Annotated in this window: 19 protein-coding genes and 3 pseudogenes; 13 read left to right on the top strand and 9 right to left on the bottom strand. The window is 67.3% G+C overall.

Annotated elements, in window-relative coordinates:
* The 7 genes and pseudogenes from ACIBI9_RS62345 to ACIBI9_RS62315 form a co-directional block, all read left to right on the top strand.
* Positions 1-245: pseudogene (locus ACIBI9_RS62345) on the top strand (IS1380 family transposase); the annotation flags it as partial.
* Positions 246-556: 311 nt separating this feature from the next.
* Complete coding sequence (locus tag ACIBI9_RS62340) at positions 557-1129, top strand: hypothetical protein (protein ID WP_397237662.1); 573 nt, start codon at positions 557-559, stop codon at positions 1127-1129.
* A gap of 86 nt (positions 1130-1215) precedes the next feature.
* Positions 1216-1605, top strand: a complete 390-nt coding sequence (locus tag ACIBI9_RS62335) for a hypothetical protein (protein ID WP_397237660.1) — start codon at positions 1216-1218, stop codon at positions 1603-1605.
* Between the two features lie 826 nt (positions 1606-2431).
* Complete coding sequence (locus tag ACIBI9_RS62330) at positions 2432-2626, top strand: substrate-binding domain-containing protein (protein ID WP_397237658.1); 195 nt, start codon at positions 2432-2434, stop codon at positions 2624-2626.
* Between the two features lie 82 nt (positions 2627-2708).
* A pseudogene (locus tag ACIBI9_RS62325) lies at positions 2709-3077 on the top strand (transposase family protein); the annotation flags it as partial.
* Between the two features lie 616 nt (positions 3078-3693).
* Positions 3694-4758: a lectin gene (locus ACIBI9_RS62320; RefSeq protein ID WP_397237656.1), complete on the top strand. Its 1065-nt coding sequence runs from the start codon at positions 3694-3696 to the stop codon at positions 4756-4758.
* 66 nt (positions 4759-4824) lie between these two features.
* Positions 4825-6396 carry a ricin-type beta-trefoil lectin domain protein gene (locus ACIBI9_RS62315; protein WP_397237654.1) on the top strand — a complete coding sequence of 524 codons (1572 nt, stop codon included), beginning with the start codon at positions 4825-4827 and terminating at the stop codon, positions 6394-6396.
* 87 nt (positions 6397-6483) lie between these two features.
* Here the strand turns inward: ACIBI9_RS62315 and ACIBI9_RS62310 are convergent.
* The 5 genes and pseudogenes from ACIBI9_RS62310 to ACIBI9_RS62290 all read right to left on the bottom strand — a co-directional run.
* Positions 6484-6570, bottom strand: a pseudogene (locus tag ACIBI9_RS62310) (hypothetical protein); the annotation flags it as partial.
* Positions 6571-6743: 173 nt separating this feature from the next.
* The gene (locus tag ACIBI9_RS62305) at positions 6744-8360 is read right to left on the bottom strand and encodes a beta-xylosidase (protein ID WP_397237652.1); all 1617 of its coding nucleotides are present in this window, start codon (positions 8358-8360) and stop codon (positions 6744-6746) included.
* A gap of 43 nt (positions 8361-8403) precedes the next feature.
* Positions 8404-9219 (bottom strand): carbohydrate ABC transporter permease, encoded by an 816-nt coding sequence (locus ACIBI9_RS62300; protein ID WP_397237650.1) that lies wholly within the window; start codon positions 9217-9219, stop codon positions 8404-8406.
* 52 nt (positions 9220-9271) lie between these two features.
* The gene (locus tag ACIBI9_RS62295; protein ID WP_397237648.1) at positions 9272-10225 is read right to left on the bottom strand and encodes a carbohydrate ABC transporter permease; all 954 of its coding nucleotides are present in this window, start codon (positions 10223-10225) and stop codon (positions 9272-9274) included.
* 41 nt (positions 10226-10266) lie between these two features.
* Positions 10267-11583 (bottom strand): ABC transporter substrate-binding protein, encoded by a 1317-nt coding sequence (locus tag ACIBI9_RS62290; protein WP_397237646.1) that lies wholly within the window; start codon positions 11581-11583, stop codon positions 10267-10269.
* Positions 11584-11759: 176 nt separating this feature from the next.
* Here ACIBI9_RS62290 and ACIBI9_RS62285 point away from each other — a divergent pair, with 176 nt between their 5' ends.
* Together ACIBI9_RS62285 and ACIBI9_RS62280 are read left to right on the top strand one after the other, a co-directional pair.
* Positions 11760-12803: a LacI family DNA-binding transcriptional regulator gene (locus ACIBI9_RS62285; protein ID WP_397237644.1), complete on the top strand. Its 1044-nt coding sequence runs from the start codon at positions 11760-11762 to the stop codon at positions 12801-12803.
* A 302-nt stretch (positions 12804-13105) separates the two neighbouring features.
* Entirely contained in the window at positions 13106-14536 is a 1431-nt protein-coding gene (locus ACIBI9_RS62280; protein WP_397237642.1) for an endo-1,4-beta-xylanase, read from the top strand.
* An 85-nt stretch (positions 14537-14621) separates the two neighbouring features.
* On the opposite strand, the gene ACIBI9_RS62275 is transcribed toward ACIBI9_RS62280, so the two are convergent.
* From ACIBI9_RS62275 to ACIBI9_RS62265, 3 genes are all read right to left on the bottom strand, one after another.
* Positions 14622-17408, bottom strand: coding sequence for a glycosyl hydrolase family 95 catalytic domain-containing protein (locus ACIBI9_RS62275; protein WP_397237640.1), 2787 nt, complete (start codon positions 17406-17408; stop codon positions 14622-14624).
* Positions 17409-17606: 198 nt separating this feature from the next.
* A complete protein-coding gene (locus ACIBI9_RS62270) occupies positions 17607-18962 on the bottom strand; it encodes a lectin (RefSeq protein ID WP_397237638.1) in 1356 nt (451 codons plus the stop codon).
* Between the two features lie 368 nt (positions 18963-19330).
* Positions 19331-20020 carry a FadR/GntR family transcriptional regulator gene (locus ACIBI9_RS62265; RefSeq protein WP_397237636.1) on the bottom strand — a complete coding sequence of 230 codons (690 nt, stop codon included), beginning with the start codon at positions 20018-20020 and terminating at the stop codon, positions 19331-19333.
* A 208-nt stretch (positions 20021-20228) separates the two neighbouring features.
* Here ACIBI9_RS62265 and ACIBI9_RS62260 point away from each other — a divergent pair, with 208 nt between their 5' ends.
* Genes ACIBI9_RS62260 through ACIBI9_RS62245 form a run of 4 tightly spaced genes read left to right on the top strand, consistent with a single transcriptional unit; the run spans position 20229 to position 24465 of the window.
* The gene (locus ACIBI9_RS62260; protein ID WP_397237634.1) at positions 20229-21506 is read left to right on the top strand and encodes an ABC transporter substrate-binding protein; all 1278 of its coding nucleotides are present in this window, start codon (positions 20229-20231) and stop codon (positions 21504-21506) included.
* A 4-nt stretch (positions 21507-21510) separates the two neighbouring features.
* On the top strand, positions 21511-22473 hold the full coding sequence (locus ACIBI9_RS62255; RefSeq protein WP_397237632.1) for a carbohydrate ABC transporter permease: 963 nt from the start codon (positions 21511-21513) through the stop codon (positions 22471-22473).
* A complete protein-coding gene (locus ACIBI9_RS62250; RefSeq protein ID WP_397237630.1) occupies positions 22473-23300 on the top strand; it encodes a carbohydrate ABC transporter permease in 828 nt (275 codons plus the stop codon). Before ACIBI9_RS62255 ends, ACIBI9_RS62250 begins: the two co-directional genes overlap by 1 nt.
* A 1-nt stretch (position 23301) precedes the next feature.
* The gene (locus tag ACIBI9_RS62245) at positions 23302-24465 is read left to right on the top strand and encodes a mandelate racemase/muconate lactonizing enzyme family protein (RefSeq protein WP_397237628.1); all 1164 of its coding nucleotides are present in this window, start codon (positions 23302-23304) and stop codon (positions 24463-24465) included.
* A gap of 53 nt (positions 24466-24518) precedes the next feature.
* On the opposite strand, the gene ACIBI9_RS62240 is transcribed toward ACIBI9_RS62245, so the two are convergent.
* Entirely contained in the window at positions 24519-26021 is a 1503-nt protein-coding gene (locus tag ACIBI9_RS62240; protein WP_397237626.1) for an arabinofuranosidase catalytic domain-containing protein, read from the bottom strand.
* Between the last annotated feature and the right edge of the window lie 182 nt (positions 26022-26203).

Here is a 26203-nt window from a genome sequence, read left to right as displayed (position 1 = left end):
GCTGGATACTGGCCGCCAACCTCGGCCACGACCTGGACTGCTGGGTACGCCTGCTGACTCTGCACGATCAAGACGGCCTGGAGCGCGCCGAACCGAACACCATGCGCTACCGGCTCTACCACCTGCCCGCCCGCCTGGCCGCCCACGCCCGCCGCCGCTACCTGCGGATCGAGCGCACCTGGCCCTGGGCCCAGACCTTCGTCCTGGCCTGGCAGCGCCTCATCGACCTGCCCGCCCTCGCCTGAGGGCCGGACCCCACCTCGACGATTCAGAAAGGAGCCTCGTCCGGGACCGTGGAACCCGGCGCCCCCGCAGCGTCATGCGACGGCCCGCCCCAACCGCATCGGGGACATTACGGGCAAACCGCGGAGCCACTCACGCAACACAGCCCGCTGACGAATCGAGGTCAGTGCCTGGCCCTACCGGACATGAAAAGCGCGCAACTTCTGATCCGACGGTCGCAGGTTCGAATCCTGCAGGGCGCTTAACGTGATGTCTCAGGACATCGGAAACCCTCGAACCTACGGGTTCGGGGGTTTCGTCTTGTTGGGGCGGAGTGATCGGAGACGGCAAGGTCGGATCCGCGCTTGAATTTGAACTCAGAACCGGCATAAAAATCAAGGGCATTTATCATGCAAACAAAGCGGCAGGGCTGGCTGACGCCTTGGCTAAGCTACTGGAGGAGCACGGAAAGGGCACAATCAAGTTGTCGCCAAGCGACGCACATTATGCGGCGAAAGAGTTCGCAGGGATGCGGCAATTACTCAATCGCGCGCAATATCACCCCAAGGTCATAAGCTTTTTCCGGGCCGACCCCGATCGGCTGAAGGATTTCAATAACACTATCGCTAAAACAATGAAGACCGAGGCGGTCAAGAGTGTGACGGGTCAAGAATTCCGTCCGCAGCCCGGGTGGCAACGCAATCCGAACGCGAAGAATTATCATGTTCCCGGGGCGGGCCGGAAGCCGACGGGGTTCCTTCGCGGTTTGATCGGGCTAAGCAATAAGAGGGGCGTCCTGGGTGATCTGCTCTTCGTTTTCACGGGTGCTGCCTGCGCTGCCGATGATCAATGTGTGGACGATTATTTCCGCGAAGAGTTCGGGCTGCCCCAGCCGACAATGGTATGATTATTCTCCCGGTCAAACGCGCCTGCGCATCGGCCTGGGGTCTCCTTGGCCTATCACTTCAGTGTTCGGCAAATATTCCCTCGGGGATGACCATGAATGACTTTGATCGCGACGAGTTTGTGAGCCTGGAAGAACTCATCCGGCGAACTCGGGAGATCCTTTGGAAGATGCCCTCTGCGCGACGATTCATTCAGGCGCTCGAAGCGGAGGCCGAGCAAGACGGCGAAACCTACGTCAGCATGTTCGAATATCTGCTCGAGGTCGTTGTCGAAGTGTTTATGCCAGCCGTGGAGGAGGACGACGACAAGGACGTGATCAGGTCCTTCCTCGGCATCTGCGAAGAGCTTCTCAGTATGAACAGCAGCCTCCTCGGGGAAAGTGTTGACGATCTCGTGGCAAAGCTGCTCATTCGAGATTATCCTCATCTTATTTCGCAGAGCGGCCCGCAGCTGAAGAAACTCATCGCCACTCATTGAGACGGTTGAAAACCTCAACAATTCGGTCGTCTGCATCAGTGCACCAAGGGGACAGCCAACTCAATCATGACCCCAGCTTCCTGCGGATGAGCGTGGCGAGGGGCGGCGCGCGGCTGCTCCAGCGTGCCGACCGGTCAGAGCTCGTGCGGATCGCATCGGCGGGGTCGCCGAAGAGCGGGCCGGGTATGGCGAGCAGCCGGTCGACGGCTTCGGTGCGGGGCGCGGTGCGGGACCACGCGCCCGCCGGGGGGCCAGGGCCTGTCAGTGGCGGCCAGAGCGGTAGACACTGCGCCTGCCGAAAATTCCATCCATGCTGGTCAAGCGGCATGTGAGTATTCGTGAAGGATGCCGCCGAGCCGGTCTCGTCGCCGTATGTTCAGGTCGATGATTTGCTCGGGATCCCTGATCGGATCGGGGACGGCGCGTAGTGGAGCGGCTTGGCCCAGGGCTTGGTGTGCTCGATGACGGCGAGGATGTACTTGGTACTGCCCATTCAAGGTGACGGTCTCGATAAAATCGCAGGCCAGTAGGGCGTCTGCTTGCGAGCGCAGGAAGTCGGCCCAGTTGGTGGACGCCCGCTCGGGCGCTGGATCAAGACCGGCCTGCTTGAGGATCTCCCATACCGTGGACGGTGCCACCTTGAGGCCCAGCGTGGTGAGCTCTCCGTGGACCCGCCGATAGCCCCACCCGGGGTTCTCCCGAATTAGGCGCAGGACGAGGGCGCGAATGGAGCAGACCGTGGGCGGGCGCCCACGCCGCTTCGGCCGGCAAGAACGGGCATGACGACGTCTCACCAGATCGCGGTGCCAGCGCAGGACGGTGTCCGGTGGCGGGGTTCGACGACATCGGCTCAGCAGTCGATGTCGCGCCGACGCTCACCAGCGTCGCGGTGCCACTCGTGGAGGTTGGCGCTGAAGCCATGCGACTCGCGCTCGCTGACGGTCACCAGGAATCCGTGATAACGATTCCGACCGCCGTGCGACTCAGGGAGAGCACTCCGCGCGCCATGCGCGCGGAATGACCATGCGGCGGCGGACCGGGGCGCGCTCGGCCCGCGCACGTCGGCCGTGCACGCCACCCACCTCACCGGGGACGACATCGTGCTGCCGGGCGCCGCTCACGACGTCACCGCCGCTCGGACGGGCGGCCTCGTCGACGCGGTGAGGACCTTCGCAGACAAGGGCACCAAGGCGCGGGCGGCACGCCGTACAAGGGGCATCGCCATCGTCCCTGGCTGTCGCGTGGGCGGCGGGACGTCAACCGCGCCCCCGCCCCGTATCCGAGCCATCGGTGAACGTGCCGTCGCGACCTTGAAGGACTGGAAGGTGCTGACCAAGCTGCGCTGTTGCCCCATCCAGGGCCGCCGTCAGCACGGCCGGCGCCTCCTCGGCCTGGCTCTGAATCGGGCGACCGCGCTCGTGCGGGCGATCCTCGTCCTGCAGCTCGTGGAAGAGGGCCGTCGCTCAGGATGAAAAGGGCTCACTGCCGTGGGAATCCGGGTGCCCGGTTGCGCGCCGGACACGTCACACGCGCGGCCCCGGGAGGCCGGTACGCCGGTACGCCGGTACGTCCTGGTCCTGCCGCCGCCACCGGATGAACGTTTCATCGCCTCGCCCGCCGCGACAGTGCGACCGCGCCCGGTCAGCTCCGATCGGCCCACTTCGGCACGCGGCGGAACCGCGACGCAAGAGAGCGGGCCCTTGACGGACCTTCTCGCGTCATGTTTGCTCCGCCACACCACCGCCTGAGCCGGCCTGCGCGGAAGGAGCACCGGATTGACCGCAGCGATGTTAACGCTAACAACGAGATTGGGAGCCGCCGCCGGCATGCCTGATCGGGCAGCGCCCGACCGTGCCCACCGCGGGTCCGTTACGGCAGCCACTCAGCACGACCCCAAGTCGCCGATCCTCACCGAAGGAGGTCCTCGTGCCCACAACAGGCGGACCGGAGCGAAAGTGTGTTAACGCGAACATTGCTACTCGATTCGACTTACGCCCTGACCGCCGCGAGGGCTTGAGCAGGCGTACGTGGGGACGATGGTGCGCCGCCGCGCTGATGGCCGTGGCCTTGGTGATAGCGGGTACGGCGATGGGGGAGGGGGTAGCCGGCGCGGAGTCCAACGGCGGGGTGCGGGTCATGCCGCTGGGCGACTCGATCACCGAGGGCACGCAGGTGCCGGGCGGGTACCGGATCGGGTTGTGGCAGCGCCTGGCCGCCGGCCGCTACACGGTCGACTTCGTCGGGTCGCAATTCAACGGGCCGGGCAGCCTGGGCGATCACGACCATGAGGGCCATCCCGGGTGGCGGATCGACCAGATCGACGCGAACATCACCGGCTGGCTGCGTACGTACACACCGCGCACGGTGTTGCTGCACATCGGCACCAACGACGTCCTGCAGAACTACAACGTGGCCGGTGCCCCGCAACGGGTGTCCACGCTGATCGACCACATCACCACAGCCGTGCCCAACGCGGACGTCTTCGTCGCCACCATCATCCCGCTGTCCAACTCCGGCCAGGAGGCGGCCGCCCGCACCTTCAACGCGGCGATCCCCGGCATCGTCCAGAGCAAGGTGAACAGCGGCAAACGTGTCCACCTGGTCGACATGCACAGCAAGTTGACCACCTCCGACCTGATCGACGGCATCCACCCCACCGCCGGCGGCTACGACAAGATGGCCGCAGCCTGGTACGAGGCGCTTCAGTCGGTACCGGGCAGCATCGGACAGCCGGGGGGCAGCACCCCCAGCCCAACCCCTGGTGCGGGCGCGATCAGGGGTGTGGGGTCGGGCCGGTGCCTTGATGTCTCCGGCGCCTCGCAGGCGAACGGCGCGCAGGCGCAGATCTGGGACTGCAACGGTCAGGCCAACCAGCAGTGGACGGCGACCGCGAGCGGTGAGCTGCGGGTCTACGGCGGCAAGTGCCTGGATGTGAACGGGGCCGGGACGGCGGACGGCACCGCCGTGATCATCTGGGACTGCAACGGCCAGAACAACCAGAAGTGGCGCCTCAACGCCGACGGCACCATCACCGCCGTCGGGGCGAACAAGTGCCTTGACGTGCCGAACTACTCCACCGCCAACGGCGTCAAGCTCCAGATCTGGTCCTGCGGCGGCGCCGCCAACCAGCGCTGGACCCGCCTCAACGCATGACATCCCTCCAGGGGCGCGCCCGTCCCCCGGAGATCTCCCCGACACCCCGGTAGGAAGCGGAATCAGATGCGCAGAATTCTCGGCTTGGCGGTGGCGGCGGTACTCGCAGCCGGCTCCGTTGTCGCGATCGGCGGCGGGACGTCGCCGGTCGCCGCGCTGGACAACGGCCTGGCCCGCACGCCCCAGATGGGCTGGAACGACTGGAACAGCTTCGGCTGCAACGTCAACGACTCGCTGATCCATCAGACGGCCGACGCCATGGTCTCCAGCGGCATGGCGGCGGCGGGCTACACCTACGTCAACATCGACGACTGCTGGTCCACCAGAAGCCGCAACTCCAACGGTGACCTGGTGCCGGATCCGCAGAAGTTCCCCAACGGGATCAAGGCCCTGGCCGACTACGTCCACTCCAAGGGGCTCAAGCTCGGCATCTACTCCTCGGCCGGAACCACGACGTGCGCGGGCTACCCGGCCAGCCTGGGCAACGAGCGGCGGGACGCGGCGCTGTGGGCGTCCTGGGGGATCGACTACCTGAAGTACGACAACTGCGGTGACCACCGGGGCCTGAACGGGCAGCAGCGGTACACGGCCATGCGGGACGCGCTGGCCGCCACCGGGCGTCCGATCGTGTACAGCCTGTGCAACTGGGGGCAGGAGAGCGTGTGGACGTGGGGGATGCCGGTGGGCAACTCCTGGCGCAACACCGGCGACATCGCGGCGAACTGGAACTCGATCACGGGCATCCTGGACCGGCAGGTCGGGCTCGACGCGTACTCGGGCCCCGGCGGGTGGAACGACCCGGACATGCTGGAGGTGGGCGTCGGCGGCGTGACGGGGACGGAGGGACGCGCGCACTTCAGCCTGTGGTCGCTGCTGAACGCGCCGCTCATCGCCGGAAACGACCTTCGCACGATGAGCGCCGACACGCGCACGATCCTCACCAACACCGAGGTCATCGCGGTCAACCAGGACTGGGGTGGCAGGCAGGGCCACAAGATCAGTGACAACGGCAACCTGGAGGTCTGGCGCAAGCCGATGTCGAACGGCTCGGTCGCGGTCGTGCTGCTCAACCGGGGCACCTCCACCTCGACGGTCTCCACCACCGCCTCCGCCCTGGGGCTGGGGTCCGCGTCCTCCTACTCGGTGCGCGACCTGTGGGCGCACACGACGTCCTCCTCGTCCGGGACGATCAGCGCGTCGGTCCCCGGACACGGTGCGGCCATGTACGTCGTGACCGGCGGGGGCATCGTCACTCCTCCGCCCACGGGTGCGATCAGGGGCGTGGGATCGGGCAGGTGCCTTGACGCCTCGCAGGCGAACGGCGCGCAGGCGCAGATCTGGGACTGCGACGGCCGGCCCGGCCAGCAGTGGACGGTGACCGCGAGCGGTGAGCTGCGGGTCTACGGCGGCAAGTGCCTGGATGTGTACGGCCGGGGCACCGCCGACGGCACCAACGTCATCATCTGGGACTGCAACGGTCAGGACAACCAGCGGTGGCGCCTGAACTCCGACGGCACCATCACCGCTGTGGGGGCGAACAAGTGCCTGGACGTGCCGGACAATGCCACCGCCAACGGCACCAAGCTGACCATCTGGTCGTGTAACGGCGGCGCCAACCAGCGCTGGACCCGCACCTGACGTTGCGCGACACGTGGGTGCACCGCTGTGGCGGTGCACCCACGTGTCAGACGTACGACACCACGTGGCGAGGGTGCAGGCCGTGCCGTTGAGGGCGAATTGCGTGGGCGCGGAGTTCGTGCCGCTGTAGGTGGCCTGGAAGCCGAAGGTGACGGCGGTTCCGGCGGCGATGGTCGCGTTGTAGGGGGGCGTTGCGCGCGCTCACCTGGGCGCCTTGCCGGCTGACGGTGGCGTTCCAGGCGTTGGTGGGCGGCCCGGCGCCGGCCGGGTGCGGCGTGCCCGCCTCACCCGTAAGGGCCTGTCCACCCTGCGGCGCTGCGACCGCTCCGTCGACGAGATCGAGGCGGTCATGCCGACTGCCTCAACGACATCACGGCCCATGGCGCGAGTTCGGCATCGAGGTCCAGCACACCGCTGTCGGGCACGGTCAGCGTGAACCTGAGGAGCGAGTCGGCGACAAGGCTCAGGTACTCGCTCTCGGCTCGGGAGGGGTTGAGGGGGGACCCGAGTTGATACCAGGCCTCGGCGGCGTTCCCGTGCTCCCAGTCCATGACCTCGACGAGGAAGGTGGTGCCGGGCTCCAGCCCGCCGATCGAGTGGCGGATCCTGCGGCTCGGCCCCATCTCGGCCAGCGTGCGTGCCGCCGGGTAGGAGTTCTGCGAGCCGACACCCCTCGTGGCCATGTCCTCGGGGTAGTTGAAGAACACCGCCGACACGGCGGACGTCCGGCTGTCGCGGGTCACGACCCCGTCGGACGTCGCGAGGAGCAGCCGGTCGCCGAGCCGCTCCAGCATCGTGAAAGCGTGGAACGTGGGCTTGTGAATGCCGCCCTCGTTCACCATGCCGAAGCCGCCGTGGAAGGGTCCCATCCCGGCGCCGCCCTCCTCGAACACGTCCGTGAAGGTCCAGTAGGAGATCGAGTCGGCGAGGGTGGCGCACTTCAGATACGACCGCGTGATGGAGGTCGCCGCGAACAGCGTGTCGTGGATGAAGTCGCGGGCCGACGGCGACGTCGACCACTCCGTGATGTGGATCTCCGCCTCGGGATAGGCGCTGTTGTTCACGAGCTTGCGAAGGAGGGTGAGGTCGTCGAACGTGGCATCGGCGTACCGGGTGATCTGCACAGCCTCGCCGTCGGCGCCGTACGCGAAGTCGGTGGGGTACAGGTGGGTGGAGATGAAGTCGACGGGGAGTTCGCGCTCCGCGCACCAGGCGATGAAGTCCTCGATCCACACCGGGCGCCAGTCGAGCGAGTCCACGTCGGCCGCGGCGGCCGTCTCGAGCATCGCGGAGCGGTCCTCGCCCTCGCCCTTGTAGCGGTCGTCGGGCACGAAGACGCTCGTCGATGGCCCGCCCACCTTCAACGCGGGATCGATCTTCTTGATCGCTCTCACGGTCTGCTCGTAAAGCTCGAAGTACTCGGTCTTCGTGCCGGTCCAGAAGTGGGGAACCAGGTTCGGCTCGTTCCACACCTCGAACCGCCACTCCCGCACTTCGGCGAGGCCGTACCGGTCGATCCAGTGCTCGACCGACCTCGTGACCAGCTCGACCCAGCGCGCCATGTCCTTGGGCGGGCTGCAGTGAGCGCCCCACCAGAACACCGTCTCGGTCACCGTCGCCAGCTCGCGCGGCATGAAGCCCAGCTCGACGAATGGGCGGACCCCGCTGCCGACAATGAAGTCGAACACCTTGTCTACATAGCTGAACGTGTACGCGGGCGCGGCAAGGGGTGTGTTCGGCCCGAAACCGCTGCCGTAGCTCTCCCGGTACACGAACATGTCGTCGTGAAAGACGCCGTGAAAGCGGATGTACTGGAATCCGCATGCGGCCACGACGTCGGCGAATTGCTGCCGCCAGTCCGCGCGCAGCGCCTCGTTCGCCCGTCCGGCGCCGATGCACCTGCTCCAGGCGTGCGGGAGCGCACTCTCGTCGCACAGCCTGCCGTCGATCCGCAATCGGGTCATGGTCTCACTTCTCTTCAGGAAAACGTTGGCGAATGGAGTGCTGCTAGCCCTTGACGGCGCCCAGTGACAGGCCCGACTGCCAGTACCGCTGCAGGCTGAGGAACGCGATGATCAACGGGACGATGGTCAGCAGCGCGGACGTGATGACGAGATTCTGGATGAGGGCGCCGTTCCCCGCCGTCGAGCCCAGCTTGTTCCACTGGTTGATGCCGACGGTCAGCGGATACCAGGCGGGATCCTTGAGCATGATCAACGGCAGGAAGTAGTTGTTCCAGATCGACACGAACGAGAAGAGCAGGACCGTCACGCTCGCCGGTGCGAGCAGCGGGAGCGCGATCTGGAGAAAGGTCCTGAACTCCCCGGCACCGTCGATCTTCGCGGCCTCCAGCAGGCCGTTCGGCACGGCTTCGGCCGTGAACACCCACATCAGGTACAACCCGAAGGGGTTGATGAAGGACGGGATGAGAATCGCCCACGGGGTGTTGGTCAAGCCGACGTGCGCGAAGAGCAGGAACTGCGGGATCGCCAGGGCGATGCCGGGAACCGAGATCGATCCCAGTACGACGAAGAGGAACACCCGCTTGCCCCTGAAATCGAGTTTCGCCAGGGCGTACCCGCCGAGGGCGGCCAGGAAGGTCGACACGCTCGCACCCACGACGACGTACAGAACGGTGTTGAGCAGCCACCGGGAGAAGATCCCGTCCTGGTAGCTGAACACCTGCACGATGTTGTCCCACAGGGCGAACTCGCGACCTGGTGCGAGCCCGAACGATGACACGAAGTCGGCCTGCGACTTCGTCGCGTTGATGACCAGCCACACGAGCGGCAGCAGGCAGTACAACATGAACAGAGCTGTCATCACGGTGAGAGTCGTGCTCTTCCTGGGATTCTCCACCGTGTACAGCCGGCGGCTACTGCTCGGGTGCATTCCTCAACCCTCTGATCTGGACGGCGTAGGCGACGGCGATCGTGATCGCTGCCATGACGAGCGCGAGTGCTGCCGCATAGCCCTGCTGGGACCCGGTGAACGCCAGGTTGTACGCGTACAGATTCGGCGTGTAGAACGTGGTGACGCCGCTGTTGGCCACCATCGAGGGCAGGATCTGCGGTTCGTTGAACATCTGGAACGTGCCGATGATCGAGAAGATGATCGTGACGACCAGGGATCCGCGAAGTGCCGGCAGCTTGATCGCGCGGACGATCTGGAGTTCGTTCGCCCCGTCGATCGCGGCAGCCTCGTACAGTTCGCGGGGGACGGCCTTGAGCGCGGCGTAGAAGATGAGCATGTTGAAGCCGGTGAACGCCCATGTCACCATCAGCCCGATGGAGATGAGCGTGGTGTCAGGGGCGAAGGGATCGAGGTCCGTGCCCAGGGCGTCGTTGAGGCTGCCAAACAGGCCGTACTTGACGCCCAGCAGGAATCCCCACATGAGGGTCGCCACGATCGCCGGCACCGCGTAGGGGAGGAAGATCGTCATCCGCATGAACCTGGTGCCGTGCACCCGCATGGAGTCCAGCGCCAGCGCCAGCGCCATGGCGAAGATCAGCATGATCGGCACCTGGACGAGCGTGAACCGGAAGACGCGCCCCACCCCGTCCCAGAACTGGGGATCGTGGAACAGCTTGCCGTAGTTGGCGAATCCGACGAACGTGTTGCCCCCGATGAGCTTGTCCTGGAAGAGGCTGAGGTAGACGGCGTACAGGATGGGCACGATGAACACCAGGGCGAACAGCGCCCCGAAAGGCGCTATGAACGCCAGCCCGATCTGTGACTTCCGGCGCTTGCGGCTCGGCGCCGAGGGGTGTGCGGCATCCGGCGACGCCATGGCCGAAGCGGTGACGTCGACCCGACGTGCCAGGCCCATGTCCGTGTTCCTTCCGATTCGTTGCGGTGGCCGAGGGCTCACTAGTCCACTTCGAAGCCCTGCTCGTTGCCGTACTGGATGCAGCGCTGCTTCCACTGCTCGAGGATCTCGGCGAGCGAGCCCTTGCCCGTGGTGTAGAACGGCGAGGCCAGGTCGCCGTAGATGGAGCGTGCCCACTCGAAGAACGGCGGGTACTGCCAGCCGCTCCCGACGATCTCCGAGGCCTGGGCCAGCACGGCGCCGACCTTCTGCCGGCCGAAGTACTGGTTGGCCTTGCTCCGGAACGCCTCGCTGTCCAGGACCGACGTGTTCGGCACGAAGGCGCCCGCCTCGACGCGGGACGACAGACCACCGCCGTGCGTGAAGTACTCGAGGAACTTGAAAGCCGCGTCCTGGTGCTCGGCCGCGGCGGGGATGCCGAAGGAGCTTCCGCCGTTCGCCGCCCCGACCTTGTCTCCCTGCTTCCACTGCGGCATCAAGGCGACTCTGAAGTCTCCGGCGGCCTTGGGCGCGCGCTCCGGCAGCGTAGAGGTCAGCCAGCCGCCCATGGTCTGGGTGGCGAGGGTTCCGTCGTTGAGCGTCCGGTTCCAGTCGTCGGACCACCCCGTGATCTTGGTGTTGATCAGACCCTCGTCGAGCATCTTCTGCCAGAAGGCGACGGCCCTGGTCGTGCCCTCGTCGGTGAAGTCGATGTGCACCTTGTTGCCGTTCACCTTGAACGGACGGCCACCGGCCTGCCAGATGAGGGAGAGCAGGAAGAAGATGTCTCCCGTGTCCTGGGCGATGTAGTGGTCGCCGCCGAGCGCCCGGACCTTCTTGGCGGCTTCGTAGTACTCGTCCCACGTGGCCGGGGCCTTGTCGATGCCGGCCTTCTTGAGGGTGGCCGTGTTGTAGAACAGCGCCGAAGGACCGTAGTCGGACGGTAGTGCGTAGACCTTGCCGTTGACCGTCACGTCGCTCCACGCGCCCGGGACGTAGTCCTTCCTGAAGTTCTCGGCGCCGTACTTGCCGAGATCGGCGAGCTTGCCGGGAATGGCGAAGTAGGGGACCGCGAAGTACTCGAACATCACGACGTCAGGCACGCCGGAGCCGGCCTGGATGGCGTTGTCGAGCGCCTTGTACTCGTCCTGGGACGAGCCCGCGTTGACGACCTCGACCTTGATGTTCGGGTTGGCGGCCTGGAAGCCGGGAACGGCCCCCGCGACGGTGCCGTCCCAGCTCCAGACCGTGAGCTTCACCTGTTGGTCACCGCCGCCGCCGGTCGCGCTTCCGCCGCCGGAGCCCCCGGAGCAAGCAGCCAGCGCGAACATCGGCGCGAGTACCGCGGAAAGGAGTCTTGCCTTCTGGGAGAGCCGCATCGAGCCTCTCCTCTCGTTCTGAAGATAGTTCCGAAAACTTTTCGCAACTTATTCGGTGCTGCCAGGACAGTAGGTGGTGTGTCAGTACCGTGTCAACGAGCAAAAGGCGAGAACGCCCAGGAGGGAAAGAGCCCGTGGTAGATTCGAAATAGTTTCGAAGCCCGAAAGGAGCCCTGATGCCACGGCGAGGTCGTTCCGAGCGAGCCACCCTGGCGGACGTCGCCCGACTGGCCGGCGTCTCGCCGGCGACCGCCTCGAAGGTCCTCAACGGGCGCAGCGATGTCGGGGCGAGCACGCGTGAGCATGTCCTCGGAGTCATGGCCGAGCTCGGCTACATGCCGACGGCGGTGCGACATGAGCGGACCCGGGACCGGACCATCGTCACTGTGCTCGACATCGTGGAGTCCCGTTATGCCGGGACGGTGCTCCAGGGGATCCTCGTGGCCGCGACCTCCGCGCAGGCAGAGCTTCTCCTTCGCCTGCCGCCCGACGAGTCGATCAGCACGAGCCGTACGGCGGCCCGGGCCTGGATGGAGGAGCAGAAGGCATCCGGTGTCGTCGGTGTCGTCGCGCTCGCCGTCGCCGTGCCCGGCTCGGTTCTCCTCGCCGCAGAGGAGTTCGAGGTGCCCATCGTGACGATCGATCCGATCGATACGACCGAATCACGTCTCGTCAGCATCGGGTCCACCAACTGGGCGGGGGGTCGCTCGGCGACTGAGCACGTCATCAAGCTCGGCCACCGCAGGATTGCCTGGATCGGCGGCCCGCTGGGCTCCGCGCCCTCGCTGGAACGCTTCCACGGCTACCAGGCCGCGCTCGACTCGGCCGGCGTCACGCCGGACCGGACGCTGATCCGCCACGAGGCGTTCTCCGTCGAGGCGGGACTCCGGCACGGCCACGACCTCCTCGCGCTCGACGAGCGGCCGACCGCGATCGTCGCGGGCAACGACGAGATCGCCGTCGGGGTGCTCGCCGCGGCCAAACAGCTCCACATCACCGTGCCGGGCGAGCTGTCGGTCACCGGGTTCGACGACACGCCGCAGACCCAGTGGACCACGCCCCGGCTCACGTCCGTCCGGCAGCCTCTCGTCGGCATGGGCCGGATGGCCGTCGAGACCGTCCTCGGCATGGCGGACGGCGTCCAGCCGGCCTCCCGGCACCTCCAGCTCGCGACCAGCCTCAGCGTCCGCGACTCGACGGGCCCCGCCCCTGGGTCCTGATCCGCCCAGGAATGAAACGGAAAATATGAAACTTTCATGGCCTACCCTCCCCGTGCGGCGGTAACGGCGAAAGTTTCGGTGCGCATCGTAGGTGGCTGAGTCCCTGTAGCGCCCAAGTTCGCAGCGAGATGGGTCTGAAACTTTCCAGACCTGTCTTGACATGTTTCGAAAGCATTTCCACACTGAGTCACCAAGCGACGCCTTTGATGGCGTGTCCCCACGTGTTCCCGTTTCCGTATCTCAGGCATGGAGGCTCAGGCATGGGCGCAAACGCCATTCCCTCGCCTGGAACCAGGCGGCCCTTGAGCGGCTTACGCTGGTCCCTGATCGTCGGCGCTGTCGGTGTGCTCGCCGTGATCGCGGCGCTGATGGCGCCGCTTCGCGCCGATGCGGCGGCGAGCACGCTCGGCGCGGCGGCCGCGCAGAGCGGGCGCTACTTCGGCGCCGCCATCGCCGCGGGCAGGCTCGGTGACTCGCAGTACACCACGATCGCGAACCGTGAGTTCAACATGGTGACGGCCGAGAACGAGATGAAGATCGACGCCACCGAGCCGAACCGGGGCCAGTTCACCTTCGCCAACGGCGACCGCGTCTACAACTGGGCCGTGCAGAACGGCAAGCGGGTGCGCGGCCACACGCTGGCCTGGCACTCCCAGCAGCCCGGCTGGATGCAGTCGCTGTCGGGCAGCAGTCTGCGTCAGGCGATGATCGACCACATCAACGGCGTGATGGCCCACTACAAGGGCAAGATCTACGCCTGGGACGTGGTCAACGAGGCGTTCGCCGACGGCAACTCCGGCGGCCGGCGTGACTCCAACCTGCAGCGGACCGGCAACGACTGGATCGAAGTGGCGTTCCGTACCGCGCGCGCCGCCGACCCGGCGGCCAAGCTGTGCTACAACGACTACAACATCGACAACTGGACGTGGGCCAAGACGCAGGGCGTCTACAACATGGTCCGCGACTTCAAGCAGCGCGGCGTGCCGATCGACTGTGTGGGCCTGCAGTCGCACTTCAACAGCGGCAGCCCGTACAACAGCAACTACCGCACCACCATCTCCAGCTTCGCCGCCCTGGGGGTGGATGTGCAGATCACCGAGCTGGACATCCAGGGCGCCTCCGCGCAAACGTACGCCGCCGTGACCAACGACTGCCTGGCCGTGGCCCGTTGCGCCGGCATCACGGTGTGGGGGGTGCGCGACCAGGACTCCTGGCTCGGCGCCAACGCCAGCCCGCTGCTGTTCAACGGCGGCAACAAGAAGCCCGCCTACGACGCGGTCCTCAACGCCCTCAACGCCGCGACACCGGGCCCCACGCCCACGGTGACCCCGACGGTGCCCGGCGACAATGGTCAGATCAAGGGTGTGGCCTCCGGCCGTTGCCTGGACGTGCCCAACTCCGGCACCACCGATGGCACTCAGGTGCAGTTGTGGGACTGCAACGGCCAGTCCAACCAGCAGTGGAGCTCGACCTCCGCGGGTGAGATCAAGGTATACGGCAACAAGTGCCTGGACGCCGCCGGCACCGGGAACGGCGCGAAGGTGCAGATCTACAGCTGCTGGGGTGGCGACAACCAGAAGTGGCGCGTCAACTCCGACGGGAGCATCGCCGGCGTGCAATCGGGACGGTGCCTGGACGCCGCCGGTGCGGGCTCCGGTAACGGCACCCAGATCCAGCTGTACGACTGCTGGGGCGGCAACAACCAGAAATGGACGTGGAACGGACGTTCCTGAGCCGCGTCGGTAGGCCCATGGCTTCGCCGCAACCGGTGGCCGGTTGCGGCGAAGCGCATGCGAAGGTCCGCGAGCGTCGTCGGGTTCACACACCCGTGATGGTCCATTGGTTGTTGGTGCTGTTGTTCGGCGTCCACATGGCCACGGTGGAGCCGGCCGTGCTGTTGCCCATGCCGTCGAGGGCGGTGCCGGTGCCGCGGTTGATGATCTGCTGGCGGCCGTTGCCCGTGCTGTTGAGGCGCCACTGCTGGTTGTTGCCGCCGTCCCACGCCGCCTGCCTGGCGTTGGCTCCGTTGGCGTTGTTGCCCCAGCTGTCGACGACCATGCCGTTGGTGCGGTTGACGATGCGGTACCACCCGCCGCCCAGGTCCACGAGCTGCCACTGCAGGTTGGTGCTGCCGTCCCAGTTCCACTGCTTGAGGTTCGCCCCGGAGGCGACATTGCCGCCACTGTCCAGCGCCAGGCCGGTGGTCGCGTTCGTGATCCGCACGTAGGTCGCCGGCGGGGGGCCGCCGGACCCGGTCATGCGGTACGTACGGCCGGCTTGGCCGGTCAGTCTGACGACGTCGGACTCGGGTTTGGTGACACTGACGGTGTCGCCGTTCGTGGTGTCGACCACCTGGTAGGTTCCGGCGAAGATGCGGCTGCGCACGTTGACCGTCCCGTCACGGTCGAACCTGATGAGGATCTCGGTGGCCCCGCCGGAGCTCCACGTCGCGTCCACCGTGTAGCCGCCGCGCCCTCGAAGACCCTGCACCTTTCCGCTGGGCCAGGCCGCCGGGAGCGCCGGCAGCACGTGCAGTTCGCCGTTGTGGCTGTGCAGCAGCATCTCGGCGATGCCGGACGTGGCGCCGAAGTTGCCGTCGATCTGGAACGGCGGGTGCAGGTCGAACATGTTGGGCGCGAGCCGGGCCGTCGTCACGAGGGCACGGATCAGGTCGTGCGCCCGCGTGCCTTCCTCCATCCGCGCCCAGTAGTTGATCTTCCATGCCAGCGACCAGCCCGTACCGTCGTCACCGCGCAGTTCGAGGGTCCGCCGCGCGGCGGTGTACAGCGCGGGTGTGCCGCGCTTGGTGATCTGGTTGCTGGGATGCAGGCCGTAGAGGTGGGAGATGTGCCGGTGGCGCTGCTCGGTCTCGACCCAGTCGTAGAGCCACTCCTGGATGTTGCCGCGTGAGCCGGTCCGCATCGGCGGGAGCCGGTCCCGGGCGGCCAGGACCTGCGCCCGGAAGCTCGCGTCCGTGCCCAGGAGCTCGCTCGCCTTGGCGCAGCCGTTGAACAGGTCCCGCAGGATCTGGTTGTCCATCGTGGGTCCGGCGCAGACGCTGACGCCCGCGTGGTGGGTCAGTTCCGGAGAGTTCGACGGGTTGGTGACCAGATATTTGAGGTTCGGTTCTTCCACGAGGGTCTCCAGGAAGAACTGTGCGGCCCCCTTCATGGCCGGGTAGTACTGCCGGAGGAAGTCGAGGTCGCCGGTGAAGAGGTAGTGGTCCCAGATCATGGTGGCCAGCCATGCGCCGCCGGTCTGCCACATGCCCCAGGTCGCGCCGTCGACGACCGAGCTGCCCCGCCACCCGTCGGTGTTGTGGTGGGTCACCCAGCCCCCGGCGTTGTACTGCACCCGGGCCGTGCGGGCGCCGCTGACGGTGAGGTCGTTGATCATCTTGAACACCGGCTCGTAGCACTCCGACAGGTTGGTCGTGTCGGTCGGCCAGTAGTTCATGGGCAGGTTGGCGTTGAGGGTGTACTTCGAGTCCCAGGACGGGGTCAGCGAGTCGTTCCAGATGCCCTGCAGGTTGGCGGGCTGGGTGCCCGGACGCGAGGAGGAGATCAGCAGGTAACGGCCGTACTGGAACAGCAACGCCGAGAACTGCGGATCGTTGCTGTTGGCGTGCTGCGCGATCCGTACGTCCGTCGGCTGGTCGGCCGCCGCGGTACGGCCGAGGTCGAGCGTAGTGCGCCCGAACAGCCGCTGGTAGTCGGCGACGTGCCGGCCACGCAGGTCGTCGTACGTTCTGCCGGCGGCGGCGTCGAGATGGCGCCGCGCGATGCCCTGGTAGTCGCCGCTGACGTCGCGGAAGTTGAGGTAGCTGGAGCCGATGGAGATCAGCACCGTCACGCTGTCGGCGGACCTCACCTGCAGCGTGCCTCCGGAACTGCTGACACTGCCGCCCTCGGCGACGGCCCGGGCCAGTGCCAGGAACCTGACTTTGCCGGCCAGGCCCCTCTGGTCGCCGGAGATGCCGTCGAGCGCCACCGTCGTGCCGTCCGGGCTGGAGCGCGTCGTACGCTGCGGACTGGCGAACGTCGCGGAGAACGTGATCGAGCCGGGCTTGTCGGCGGACAGGCGGAGGACGATCACCTGGTCCGGCGCGCTCGCGAGCACCTCGCGCCGGTACCGTACGCCGTTCTGCAGGTACGTCACCGTCGTGGTGGCCGTGGTCAGGTCCAGATAGCGGTTGTACTCCGAAACCCCGGCGGCGCTGCCGAAGGTCAGTCGCAGATCGCCCACGGGCTGGTAGGCCAGCTGAGCCGAAGGGTTGCCCAGCATGTTCTGGTCGACCAGGGTCTGGGCCTGGCTCCACTGGTTCTGGAAGACCAGCTGCCGGATCTGCCCCAGCGCCGCCGCGCCCTTCGGGTTGCACTGGTCGTACGGCCCGCCGGCCCAGATGGTGTCCTCGTTGAGCTGCAGCCGCTCGGTGTCGACGTTGCCGAACACCATGGCGCCCAGGCGGCCGTTGCCGATCGGCAGCGCCCGCAGCCACTCCGTGCCGGCGCTTTCGTCGTACCACAGGGCCAGATCGTTCGCGGCGCGCACCTCCGCGGGCGCCACCGACGCGGCCCGGGCCGCGGCCGTCCATTGCAAGGGCAACAGCGCGGCTCCAGCCGCGCCGAATCTCAGCACTTGTCTTCGCGATAAATCAGCCATCTCGGTTCTCCAAGCCCAGGGGGTGGGCCTCCGTCGGGTACGAGCACGAGCCGTGCACCGTGGACGTGCCTGCGTGCTCGTGGCCATCGCCGGGGCGATGACTCGTCCCGGCGATGGCGCGTGGTCAGCTGTCACGGGCTGTCAGGCGCGGGCCCACTTCTGGTTGGTGGCGCCGGTGCAGCTCCAAATCTGCACCTTGGTGCCGTTGGCGGTGCCGTACCCGGACACGTCCAGGCACTTGTTCGCGCCGATCGCGGTGACGGTGCCGTCGGCGTTGAGGCGCCATTTCTGGTTGTTCTGGCCGTTGCAGTCCCAGATGATCACGGCGGTGCCGTCGGCGGTCCCGGCGCCACTCACGTCCAGGCACTTGCCGCCGTAGACCCGCAGCTCACCCGCGGCGGTGGAGGCCCACTGCTGGTTGGCCTGGCCGTTGCAGTCCCAGATCTGCGCCTGCGCGCCGTTGGCCTGCGAGGCGCCGCTGACGTCCAGGCACCGGCCCGACCCCGCACCCTTGAGCGCGCCTGTCGCCGGCGGATCAACCGTGGGGGTCGGTGTCGGATTCGGGTCGCTGCCTCCGAACTGCGCGAAGAAGTTCCACACCACTGGCCTGGTCCAGGACTTCTCGCCGGGCTCGAAGTCACCGGGCTTCCCGTCCACGGGACCGGGGGTGTGGCCGGCGTCGAACGCCGCCCATGCGACCGGATACCCCGCCCGGCATCCCGAGTAGGTGGTGACGATGTGGGTCAGGCTGCCCTGCGCCGGCTCCGGCGGGTTCTGGGGGGTGCAGCCGTTGTTCCTGACGAACCTGTCGCGCAGCGACCGGCCCGCGGAGATGTTGAGCACCGGATCCCTGAGGCCGTGCAGCCCGATGTACGCGATGGGCGCGTTGCCGCCGCTGCACCCGCTGAGCTGGCCGCCGGAGTAGACCGCCACGGCTCGGAAGACCGTCGCCCGGGCGCACGCGAGCGCGTAGCTCATGCCGCCGCCGTAGCTGAAGCCCATGGCGAAGCGCTGGGAGGTGTCCACACAGAGGTCCGCCTCGATCCGCCGGATCATGTCGTCGACGAAGGTGACGTCCTCACCGCCCGAGTTGGCCCAGCCGTTGTTGAAGCCCTGAGGCGCGACGAAGATGGCGGTGTTGTTCGACAATGCCCTGAGCCCGTAGTAGGACCAGGGGTATCCGCTGGTTCCGCCGCCGTCGACATCGTTGGCGGTGCCGCCATTCCAGTGGAATCCGAAAATCAACCTGTAGGGGGTGTTGTTGTTGTAGTTGTCCGGAATTCTCAGGATAAAGTTACGGTTTTTCCCGCTGGTCGATATCGACTGCGGACCGCTTCTCAGCGTCGGGGTTCTGCCGCATCCCGCGGTGCCCGCGAGGGCGCTCTGTTGCGCGAGGCGCGGGGGCGCGCTCTCGCCCAGGGCCGTGTGCACCGTGGCCAGGACGACGAGCAGTACAGCGGACGCGATAGCGGTGAAGAGGTATCTAAGCCTCGACATCACGCGATTTCCTTTGCCGTTCTCGGGGGGTGAAACACGCAAAAGGGAAGCCACTTTCCACCGCCTTTTCCGGGGTTGCAGGCATGGGTGGCCGGCCGGTCGAGTTCTTGAAGTGTTAGCGCTCACTCAACGCCGCCGTAATGGGATCTCCCTTCTTCCTGGTGGCTGGAGGCGATGGTGCAGCGGAGCAAATATGACCGTGACAAGACCTGTCAAGGCTCGGTCTTCTCGACGTCGAGAGCCTGCGCCTGAGACGACCCCATCGCTCCGGCGTCTGACCAGGAGAAGCGGCCGTGGCCACCGCTGGCGGGTCGCGATGAAACTTTCACAGCCCTCGATCGAATCGGTTCCGAGGACGCGAACGGGCGCTAACGCCGCAGCCGTACGGGGTCGGCCGTTCCGCTGCGGCGGACGATCCAGGCCTCGGTGATGTGATTGAACATCGCCTCGGCGGCGCCCCCGGGATCGTGGGCGGCGATGTGTTCGTAGATGCGGCGGTGGCCGAGGTTCGACGCCACGCACAGCGCCCGCTCGGTCCGGCCCAGGTATCGGGCGGTGCTGACGACCTGGCTTTCCAGCGCCCGTACGACGCCACGGGCGATGCGGTTGCCCGACGCCTGCATGATCGTGTCGTGGAAGGCGCGGTCGCTGTCGGCGTACGTGACCGGGTCGTCCACGAGCTCGTCCATCCGATCCACCAGTGCCCGCAGCTGCTCCACGGTGTCCGGCCCGGCCAGGCGGGCGGCGACGTTGGCCATGTCGGACTCCAGCACGCGCCGGGTGACGACGAGGTCGTCGAGAATCGCCAGGCCCTCTTCTGCGGCGATGGTCGCGGCGAGAACGAGCTCGTCGAGCATGTCCCACATCGACGGCGGGGTCACCATGGTGCCGGCGCCCTGGCGGACCTGTACCAGCCCCTTTTCCTGCAGGATCTTCACCGCTTCCCGCACGACCGTGCGGCTCACGGAGAAGGCTTCGCAGAGCGCGGGTTCGGGGGGCAGCGATGTCCCCGGCGGGTGCACGCCGCGAACGATGCGCTCCACCAGCTCGGCTGTCACCGCTCTGGCGAGACTGGCAGGACGTCGTACCCAGGCCGGTGGCGCCGGGACGCTGCCAGGCGTTTCCTGCGATGCCGTCATACACCCCTCCGGTGGCCTGGCACGTGGCGGCGCCACCGCGTCAGTATACGTGAGCCCTATTGACGTTATACGTCATACGAATTATGTTTGCGCCTGGTCCAGCGGTCCTCTCGGAAAGCGGGCAGCAATGAAGCAGCGAGTGTTGTGGTCGGCCTTGATGGTCGCGGCACTGGTCCTGGCCGGTTGCGGGAGCGCGGCCCGGACCCCGTCACCCTCCGGAGACTCGACGCAGAAGCAGCAGAAGCTCGTGGTCTGGGACTGGAAGTCCGGTGAACCGGCCGCCGCCGCCTACATCGACAAGGCCAGGGCCGACTTCGCCAAGCGGCATCCGGGGGTCACCGTCGAGTTCGTCGCCCAGCCGTTCGACCAGTACTACACCCTGCTCGGCACGGCGATCCAGTCCAGCAAGGGGCCCGACGTCATGCTCTTCAACGGGGGAGGGCAGATCCGCGACCGGGTCGACGCGCTCCTTCCGCTGGACCAGTACGTGACCGAGGACAAGAGCCGGCTGGCGGGCTGGGACGCCTTCAGTAAGGACGGCAAGATCTACGCCGCGCCGGTGACCCTGCAGGGGCACCCGATCTACTACAACAAGACGCTCTACGAGAAGGCCGGCCTCGACCCGGCCAACCCGCCCAAGACATGGAACGAGTTCGTCAGCGGCTGCGCCGCCGTCAAGAAGGCGACCGGGGCCACCTGCTTCGCGCTCGGCAACAAGGAGGGCGCCGGAATCCAGTTCTTCCTGTCGGGCCTCGGGTCCGGCGTCCTGACGCCTCAGGAGTACGACGGCTGGATCGCCGGGAAGCGCGACTGGACCTCTCCTCACGTGAGGCGGATCTTCGAGCTGTGGAAGGAGGCCGGCGACAAAGGGCTGAACAACGACGGCGCCAACTCCACCGCGATGTTCACCGACATCTTCAGGGTCTTCGAGACCGGGAAGGCCGCGCACATCATCGGGCTGATGTCGGACATCGGGCACTGGAAGGATTTCGGCGAGTTCCTGCCGCCCGACAAGATCGGCGTCATGCGGGCCCCCGTCGTCACCGGTGGAGCCACCCCCAGCCTCCCGTACGACGGCGGCATCGGCTACGCGGTCGCCAAGTGGACGAAGGCCCCCGCGCTGGCCGCCGATCTGGTGCGATCCCTGACCTCGACCGAGGCCTTGACGGCGTTCTACTCGAAGGCCGGCGCGATCGCGTCCGACACGACGATTGACTTCTCGCAGGCCGGCCCGGCCGTCGCCACGATCGCGTCCGAGATCAAGACCGGCAGGCCCGCCCTGCACGTGGCGCTGTCCTCCAAGACCCTGGACCTGATGGGAAGACTGTCCCAGCAGCTCCTGAGCGGTTCGACCACCGTGGACAAGGCTGTGGAGCAGCTGGCTGCCTCCGACCGGGCGGGCTGACCGCGTGCCTCTCGGAAGTCCGTCGCCGTTGGTCCGCCCGGCCGGCTCCGGGCGGGCCGGCGCAGCGGCCGTCACGCACCGGGGACGCCGCCGGGACGCCCGTAGGGGGCGCGCGGAGCGCCTCGCGCCCTATGTCCTGGTGGCCCCGGCCGTACTGATCATCGTGGTCCTGCGGCTGTGGCCGCTGGTCCTGGGGGTCAACTTCTCCTTCACGGGTGATGGCGAGCTCAACGGAAGCCCTGTCGGCCTGAGCAACTACCTGGAGCTGGCCGGCGACCCGCTGTTCCACACCTCGCTGCGCAACGTCGGGCTGCTGGTGCTGCTGCTTCCCGTGGCGGTGGCGATTCCGGGCCTGCTCGCGACCTTCATCTATCTGCGCGTGCCGGGTCACCGGGTCTACCGCAGCGTCTATTTCTTCCCGGCCGTGCTCTCGCCGGTCATCGTCGGTGCGATCTTCAACCTGATGCTCGGGTACGACGGCCCGTTGAACGCCGTCCTCGGGACGGTCGGCGTCGGCCCGGTTGACTGGCTCGGCGATCCGGGCATCGCCATGTTCACGGTCGTCGGCGTGCACATCTGGGCGACGTTCGGGATGGCCCTGGTGGTGTTCCTCGCCGGATTCAGCACCCTGGACGCCTCGCTGCTGGACGCCGCCCGGGTGGACGGCGCGTCGCTCCGCCAGATCATCTGGCACGTGATCATCCCGAGCCTGACCCGCACCATTCAGTTCGTCTTCGTGACCACGATGATCGGGATGCTGACGTCCATGTTCGGCCTGCTCTTCGTCATGACCGGCGGAGGCCCGGAGGGGGCGACCTATCTGCCGGAGTTCTACATCTGGCACCAGCAGGGACAGATGAACCAGCCGGCGCTCGCCTCGGCCGCCTCGACGGTCCTCTTCGTCGTCATGCTCGTGGTGGGGCTCCTGCAGATCACACTGCTGCGCCGCGCGGGGAGGCAGGACTGATGCCCGGCAGGCGTCTGGCCAGGTGGGTGGCCGCTATCCCCATGGCCGTCCTCGCGCTGGCGACGATCTATCCTCTCGTGTTCACCGCCAACGTCGCGATGAAGACCCGCCGCGACTACGTCCTCGACCGGTTCTCCCCGGCGGGCTCCCTGCGCTGGGACAACCTCGCCGAGGCGTGGGCCGGCGCCGGAATGGCGCGATACTTCGTCAACTCGTTCATCGTCGTGGCATTCGCCGTGGCCCTGCTGCTGCTGTTGGGGTCGATGGCGGGCTTCGCGCTGAGTCAGCTGCGGTTTCGCGGATCTTCGGTGATCTTCCTGGGCTGTCTCGCGGGGCTCTTCATCCCGTTCCAGGTGATCATGGTCCCGCTCACCAGGGTCATGGCCGACAGCGGGCTCATCGACACCTACCCGGGACTGATCCTGGCCTACGTCGCGCAGTTCCTCCCGTTCACCGTCTTCCTGATGACGAGCCATTACAGGACCATTCCGGCGGAGATCGTCGACGCGGCCAGGATCGACGGGAACACGGTGTACGGGGTGTACCGGCGGATCATGCTCCCGCTGGGCGTTCCCGCGCTGCTGTCGGTCGGTATTCTCGACGCCCTGTTCTGCTGGAACGACGTGCTCATCCCCCTGCTCATGATGCCGTCGCCCGAGCATCGCACCCTCATGATCGGCGTCAACGCGCTGCGCGGACAGTATTCCGACGACATCCCCACCTTCGCCTCGGGAGTCCTGATCGCCGCCGTACCCGTACTGATGATCTATCTGTTCCTCCAGCGCCAGATCGCCGACGGCGTCACGGCCGGTTCCACGAAGGGCTGACATGCGGATCACGGGATATCGGACCACGACCACGGTCCAGCAATGGGGCCGTCCCGTCGGTGACGCCAACGGCGTCTTCGCCGACGGAGTCGTCCCGGTGCCGCTCGTCATGGTGGACACCGACGAGGGGATCACCGGCATCGGCCTCGGGCCGCACGTGGAGATCGAGTCCGTCTTCGCCGCGATCGAGGGCGAGGATCCGCGCGGCGTGACGGCGCTCTACGACCGCATGCTGCGGCAGACCTTCAAGGCGGGCCACGCCGGCGCCGTGTTCGGCACGATCGGCGCACTCGACACCGCCCTGTGGGACATCAAGGCACAGTTGGCCGGTGAGCCGCTCTGGCGGCTGCTGGGCGGGCGCGACCGGCGGGTGCCCGCCTATGCCTCAGGCCTCGACATCGGTCTGACCGACGACGAACTCGTCTCGGTCTACCAGGTCTACGCCCAGCACGGTCTGCGCGCGGCCAAGATCAAGGGCGGCCTCGACATCGAACGCGACCGGCACCGCCTGACCCTGGTACGGGACGTCCTGACCGAGGCCGGGCACGGATCGCGGCCGGGCCTGATGCTCGACGTGAACGAGGCCTGGACCCGCAAGCAGGCGGTCCGTCACGTCGGCGAGCTCGAACGCAGCCTCGATCTCACGTGGATCGAAGAGCCGGTCCGGCGGTGGGACGCCGAAGGCCTGGCCGTGGTCGGTCGCGGGATCCGCGCCTCCGTCGCCACGGGCGAGAACCTCACCGGGCTCGAGCAGTTCCGTCCGCTGCTGGCCGCGGGGGCCGTCGACATCGTCCAGACGGCCGTGGTCTGGGGGGTGTCCCACTTCCTCCGGGTCTCCGCGCTGGCGCACGCCCATGACCTGCCGGTCAGCCCGATCGGCGCCACGCCGGTCGCGCTGCTGCACGCCGCGACGTCGGTGCCCAACCACCTGGCCAGCGAGTTGCAGGACCTGCGCCCGCCGCTCGGACTGTCGCTCGACCTGTACGTCGAGGACGGCGCGTTCATCCTCGGCGACTCGCCGGGCCTCGGCATCACGATCGACGAGTACGCGATCAACGCGTTCACCCGCCGGCCGGACGCCAGGGCCGCGCAGGGCCCCAACATCCGGCCGGAACACGCCGGGCGACGGCTGCTGGCGGTCACCGGCGGCTTCCATCAGGCCTAGCGTCATGAGCCCCTCGCCGGCGTCCGGGTTCGCCAGAGGTCCGTGAGACCGGGTCAGCGGTAGCCGGCGGCGATGATGTCGGCCTGGACGGCGTTCTCGGTGGCGTCGGTGGGATAACCGGCGACCATGGCTCCTTCGTAGAAGGTTCCGGCGCTGAGGTTGGCGCCGCCGTCGGGCTTGCAGCAGTCGCCGCCGCTGCCCAGGATGATGGCCCCTTGCTTCTTCATCGGGCTGTAGCCGTTGGGGAGCGGCCCGTCGTACAGGGTGTACAGGCTGCCGGACTGCGCGTTGCTCCCCTTGATGGCGAACCGGCTGGTGCCGTTGTTCTTCAGCGTGGCGGTGACGAACTTGTGGGGGAAGGCCCGCTGGTTGGGGTTCCAGGACTGGCTGCCGCCGGGGTAGAGCCCCCATTCGAGGTCGGCCTGGACCCAGGGGCCGCTTCCCTGGCAGCCGCCGAACCAGCACTGGGTGCTGAAGTTGATGGCGTCCATGGCGCCGGCGGCGTCGGCCTTCCTGGTCGTCTCGCTGTTGCCGTAGTCGAAGCAGCAGCCGCCGTTGACGTGGGTGCCGCTGGTGACCATGTACATGCCCTCGGGTGCGCTGCCGGTGGGCACGCCGGTCAGGTGGCCGTCCCGCCAGTAGCTGTTGCCGGGATTGATGTAGAGCGAGTACGCCTTGCCGCCGCGGACGGTGAGCGACTCGGTGGTGGCGATCGCGGGCCTGCTCTGAGGGGAGCCGGGGACCACGCTGGATCCCTGGTACCACAGGTCGTTGCCCCGCCCGGACTGGTCGTACACGACGGTCATGACGCACGTGGTGCCGGCGCAGAACGAGTCCTGGGCCGCGGCGTCGGCGACACCGCCCGCGGTCAGCACGCCGATGTTCCTGGTCGTGCTGTCGGAGGAGCGCCTGACCTGGTACAGGTTGCCGTTGTACGAGCCGTAGAGCGCCCGGGTCGTGCTGTGCGCGGCCACGCACGGCGTGCCGCCGGAGGCGTAGATGTCGCACGGGCGCGCGCCGGGTGGCGGCGGGGTCGGCGTCGGGGTGGGCTCGGCTCCGGTGGTCCATTTCTGGTTGGTGCCGCCGTGGCACGCCCAGATCTGCACTTTGGTGCCGTTGGCGGTGCCGTACGCGGACACGTCCAGGCACTTGTTCGCGCCGACCGCGGTGATGGTGCCGTCGGCGTTGAGGCGCCACTTCTGGTTGTTCTGCCCGTTGCAGTCCCAGATGATCACGCTGGTGCCGTCGGCGGTGCCGGCGCCGTAAACGTCCAGGCACTTGGTGCCGTGCACCCGCAGCTCACCGGCGCTGGTGGCGGTCCACTGCTGGCTGGCCTGGCCGTTGCAGTCCCAGATCTGCGTCTGCGCGCCGTTCGTCTGCGAGGCGCCGCTGACGTCCAGGCACCGCCCCGACCCCACGCCCACCAGCGGCGTGGTCGCCGCCGAGGCCGGTGCCGACCAGGTCAGGGCGGTGGCCAGGAGCATCGCCAGCGCCGCCACCACAGCCGCGACGACGGCCGCCCGGGAGCCCGGTAAGGGAACGGATGAAGGCTGCATGTCGTACTCCTTGGAGGTAGGGCGAGACGGAGACAGCCGCGCTCGGAGGCCGGATGCGAATCGATTCGCCAACGTGCTGAGCTCAGTGAGGAGGGGGAGGCAGCGGTGTACAGCGAAGCACATACGACGGGCGGACCGCCTGTCAAGGCTCTGTCCTGCCCGGCTGCCTGCCGGAGGCCCTG

Source organism: Nonomuraea sp. NPDC050451 (assembly GCF_044458585.1).
The sequence above is the reverse complement of the archived record's forward strand: the minus strand, read 5'-3'. Positions and strand labels throughout refer to the sequence as shown.

What these genes read in the sequence shown, in the direction of transcription:
- ACIBI9_RS62245 (WP_397237628.1), top strand. Translation starts at nt 23,302, where the DNA reads ATGCGGATCACGGGATATCGGACCACGACCACGGTCCAGCAATGGGGC.
- ACIBI9_RS62260 (WP_397237634.1), top strand. Translation starts at nt 20,229, where the DNA reads ATGAAGCAGCGAGTGTTGTGGTCGGCCTTGATGGTCGCGGCACTGGTC.
- ACIBI9_RS62295 (WP_397237648.1), bottom strand. Translation starts at nt 10,225, where the DNA reads ATGGGCCTGGCACGTCGGGTCGACGTCACCGCTTCGGCCATGGCGTCG.
- ACIBI9_RS62270 (WP_397237638.1), bottom strand. Translation starts at nt 18,962, where the DNA reads ATGTCGAGGCTTAGATACCTCTTCACCGCTATCGCGTCCGCTGTACTG.
- ACIBI9_RS62285 (WP_397237644.1), top strand. Translation starts at nt 11,760, where the DNA reads ATGCCACGGCGAGGTCGTTCCGAGCGAGCCACCCTGGCGGACGTCGCC.
- ACIBI9_RS62305 (WP_397237652.1), bottom strand. Translation starts at nt 8,360, where the DNA reads ATGACCCGATTGCGGATCGACGGCAGGCTGTGCGACGAGAGTGCGCTC.
- ACIBI9_RS62240 (WP_397237626.1), bottom strand. Translation starts at nt 26,021, where the DNA reads ATGCAGCCTTCATCCGTTCCCTTACCGGGCTCCCGGGCGGCCGTCGTC.
- ACIBI9_RS62300 (WP_397237650.1), bottom strand. Translation starts at nt 9,219, where the DNA reads ATGACAGCTCTGTTCATGTTGTACTGCCTGCTGCCGCTCGTGTGGCTG.
- ACIBI9_RS62335 (WP_397237660.1), top strand. Translation starts at nt 1,216, where the DNA reads ATGACCATGAATGACTTTGATCGCGACGAGTTTGTGAGCCTGGAAGAA.
- ACIBI9_RS62320 (WP_397237656.1), top strand. Translation starts at nt 3,694, where the DNA reads ATGGGGGAGGGGGTAGCCGGCGCGGAGTCCAACGGCGGGGTGCGGGTC.
- ACIBI9_RS62290 (WP_397237646.1), bottom strand. Translation starts at nt 11,583, where the DNA reads ATGCGGCTCTCCCAGAAGGCAAGACTCCTTTCCGCGGTACTCGCGCCG.
- ACIBI9_RS62315 (WP_397237654.1), top strand. Translation starts at nt 4,825, where the DNA reads ATGCGCAGAATTCTCGGCTTGGCGGTGGCGGCGGTACTCGCAGCCGGC.
- ACIBI9_RS62250 (WP_397237630.1), top strand. Translation starts at nt 22,473, where the DNA reads ATGCCCGGCAGGCGTCTGGCCAGGTGGGTGGCCGCTATCCCCATGGCC.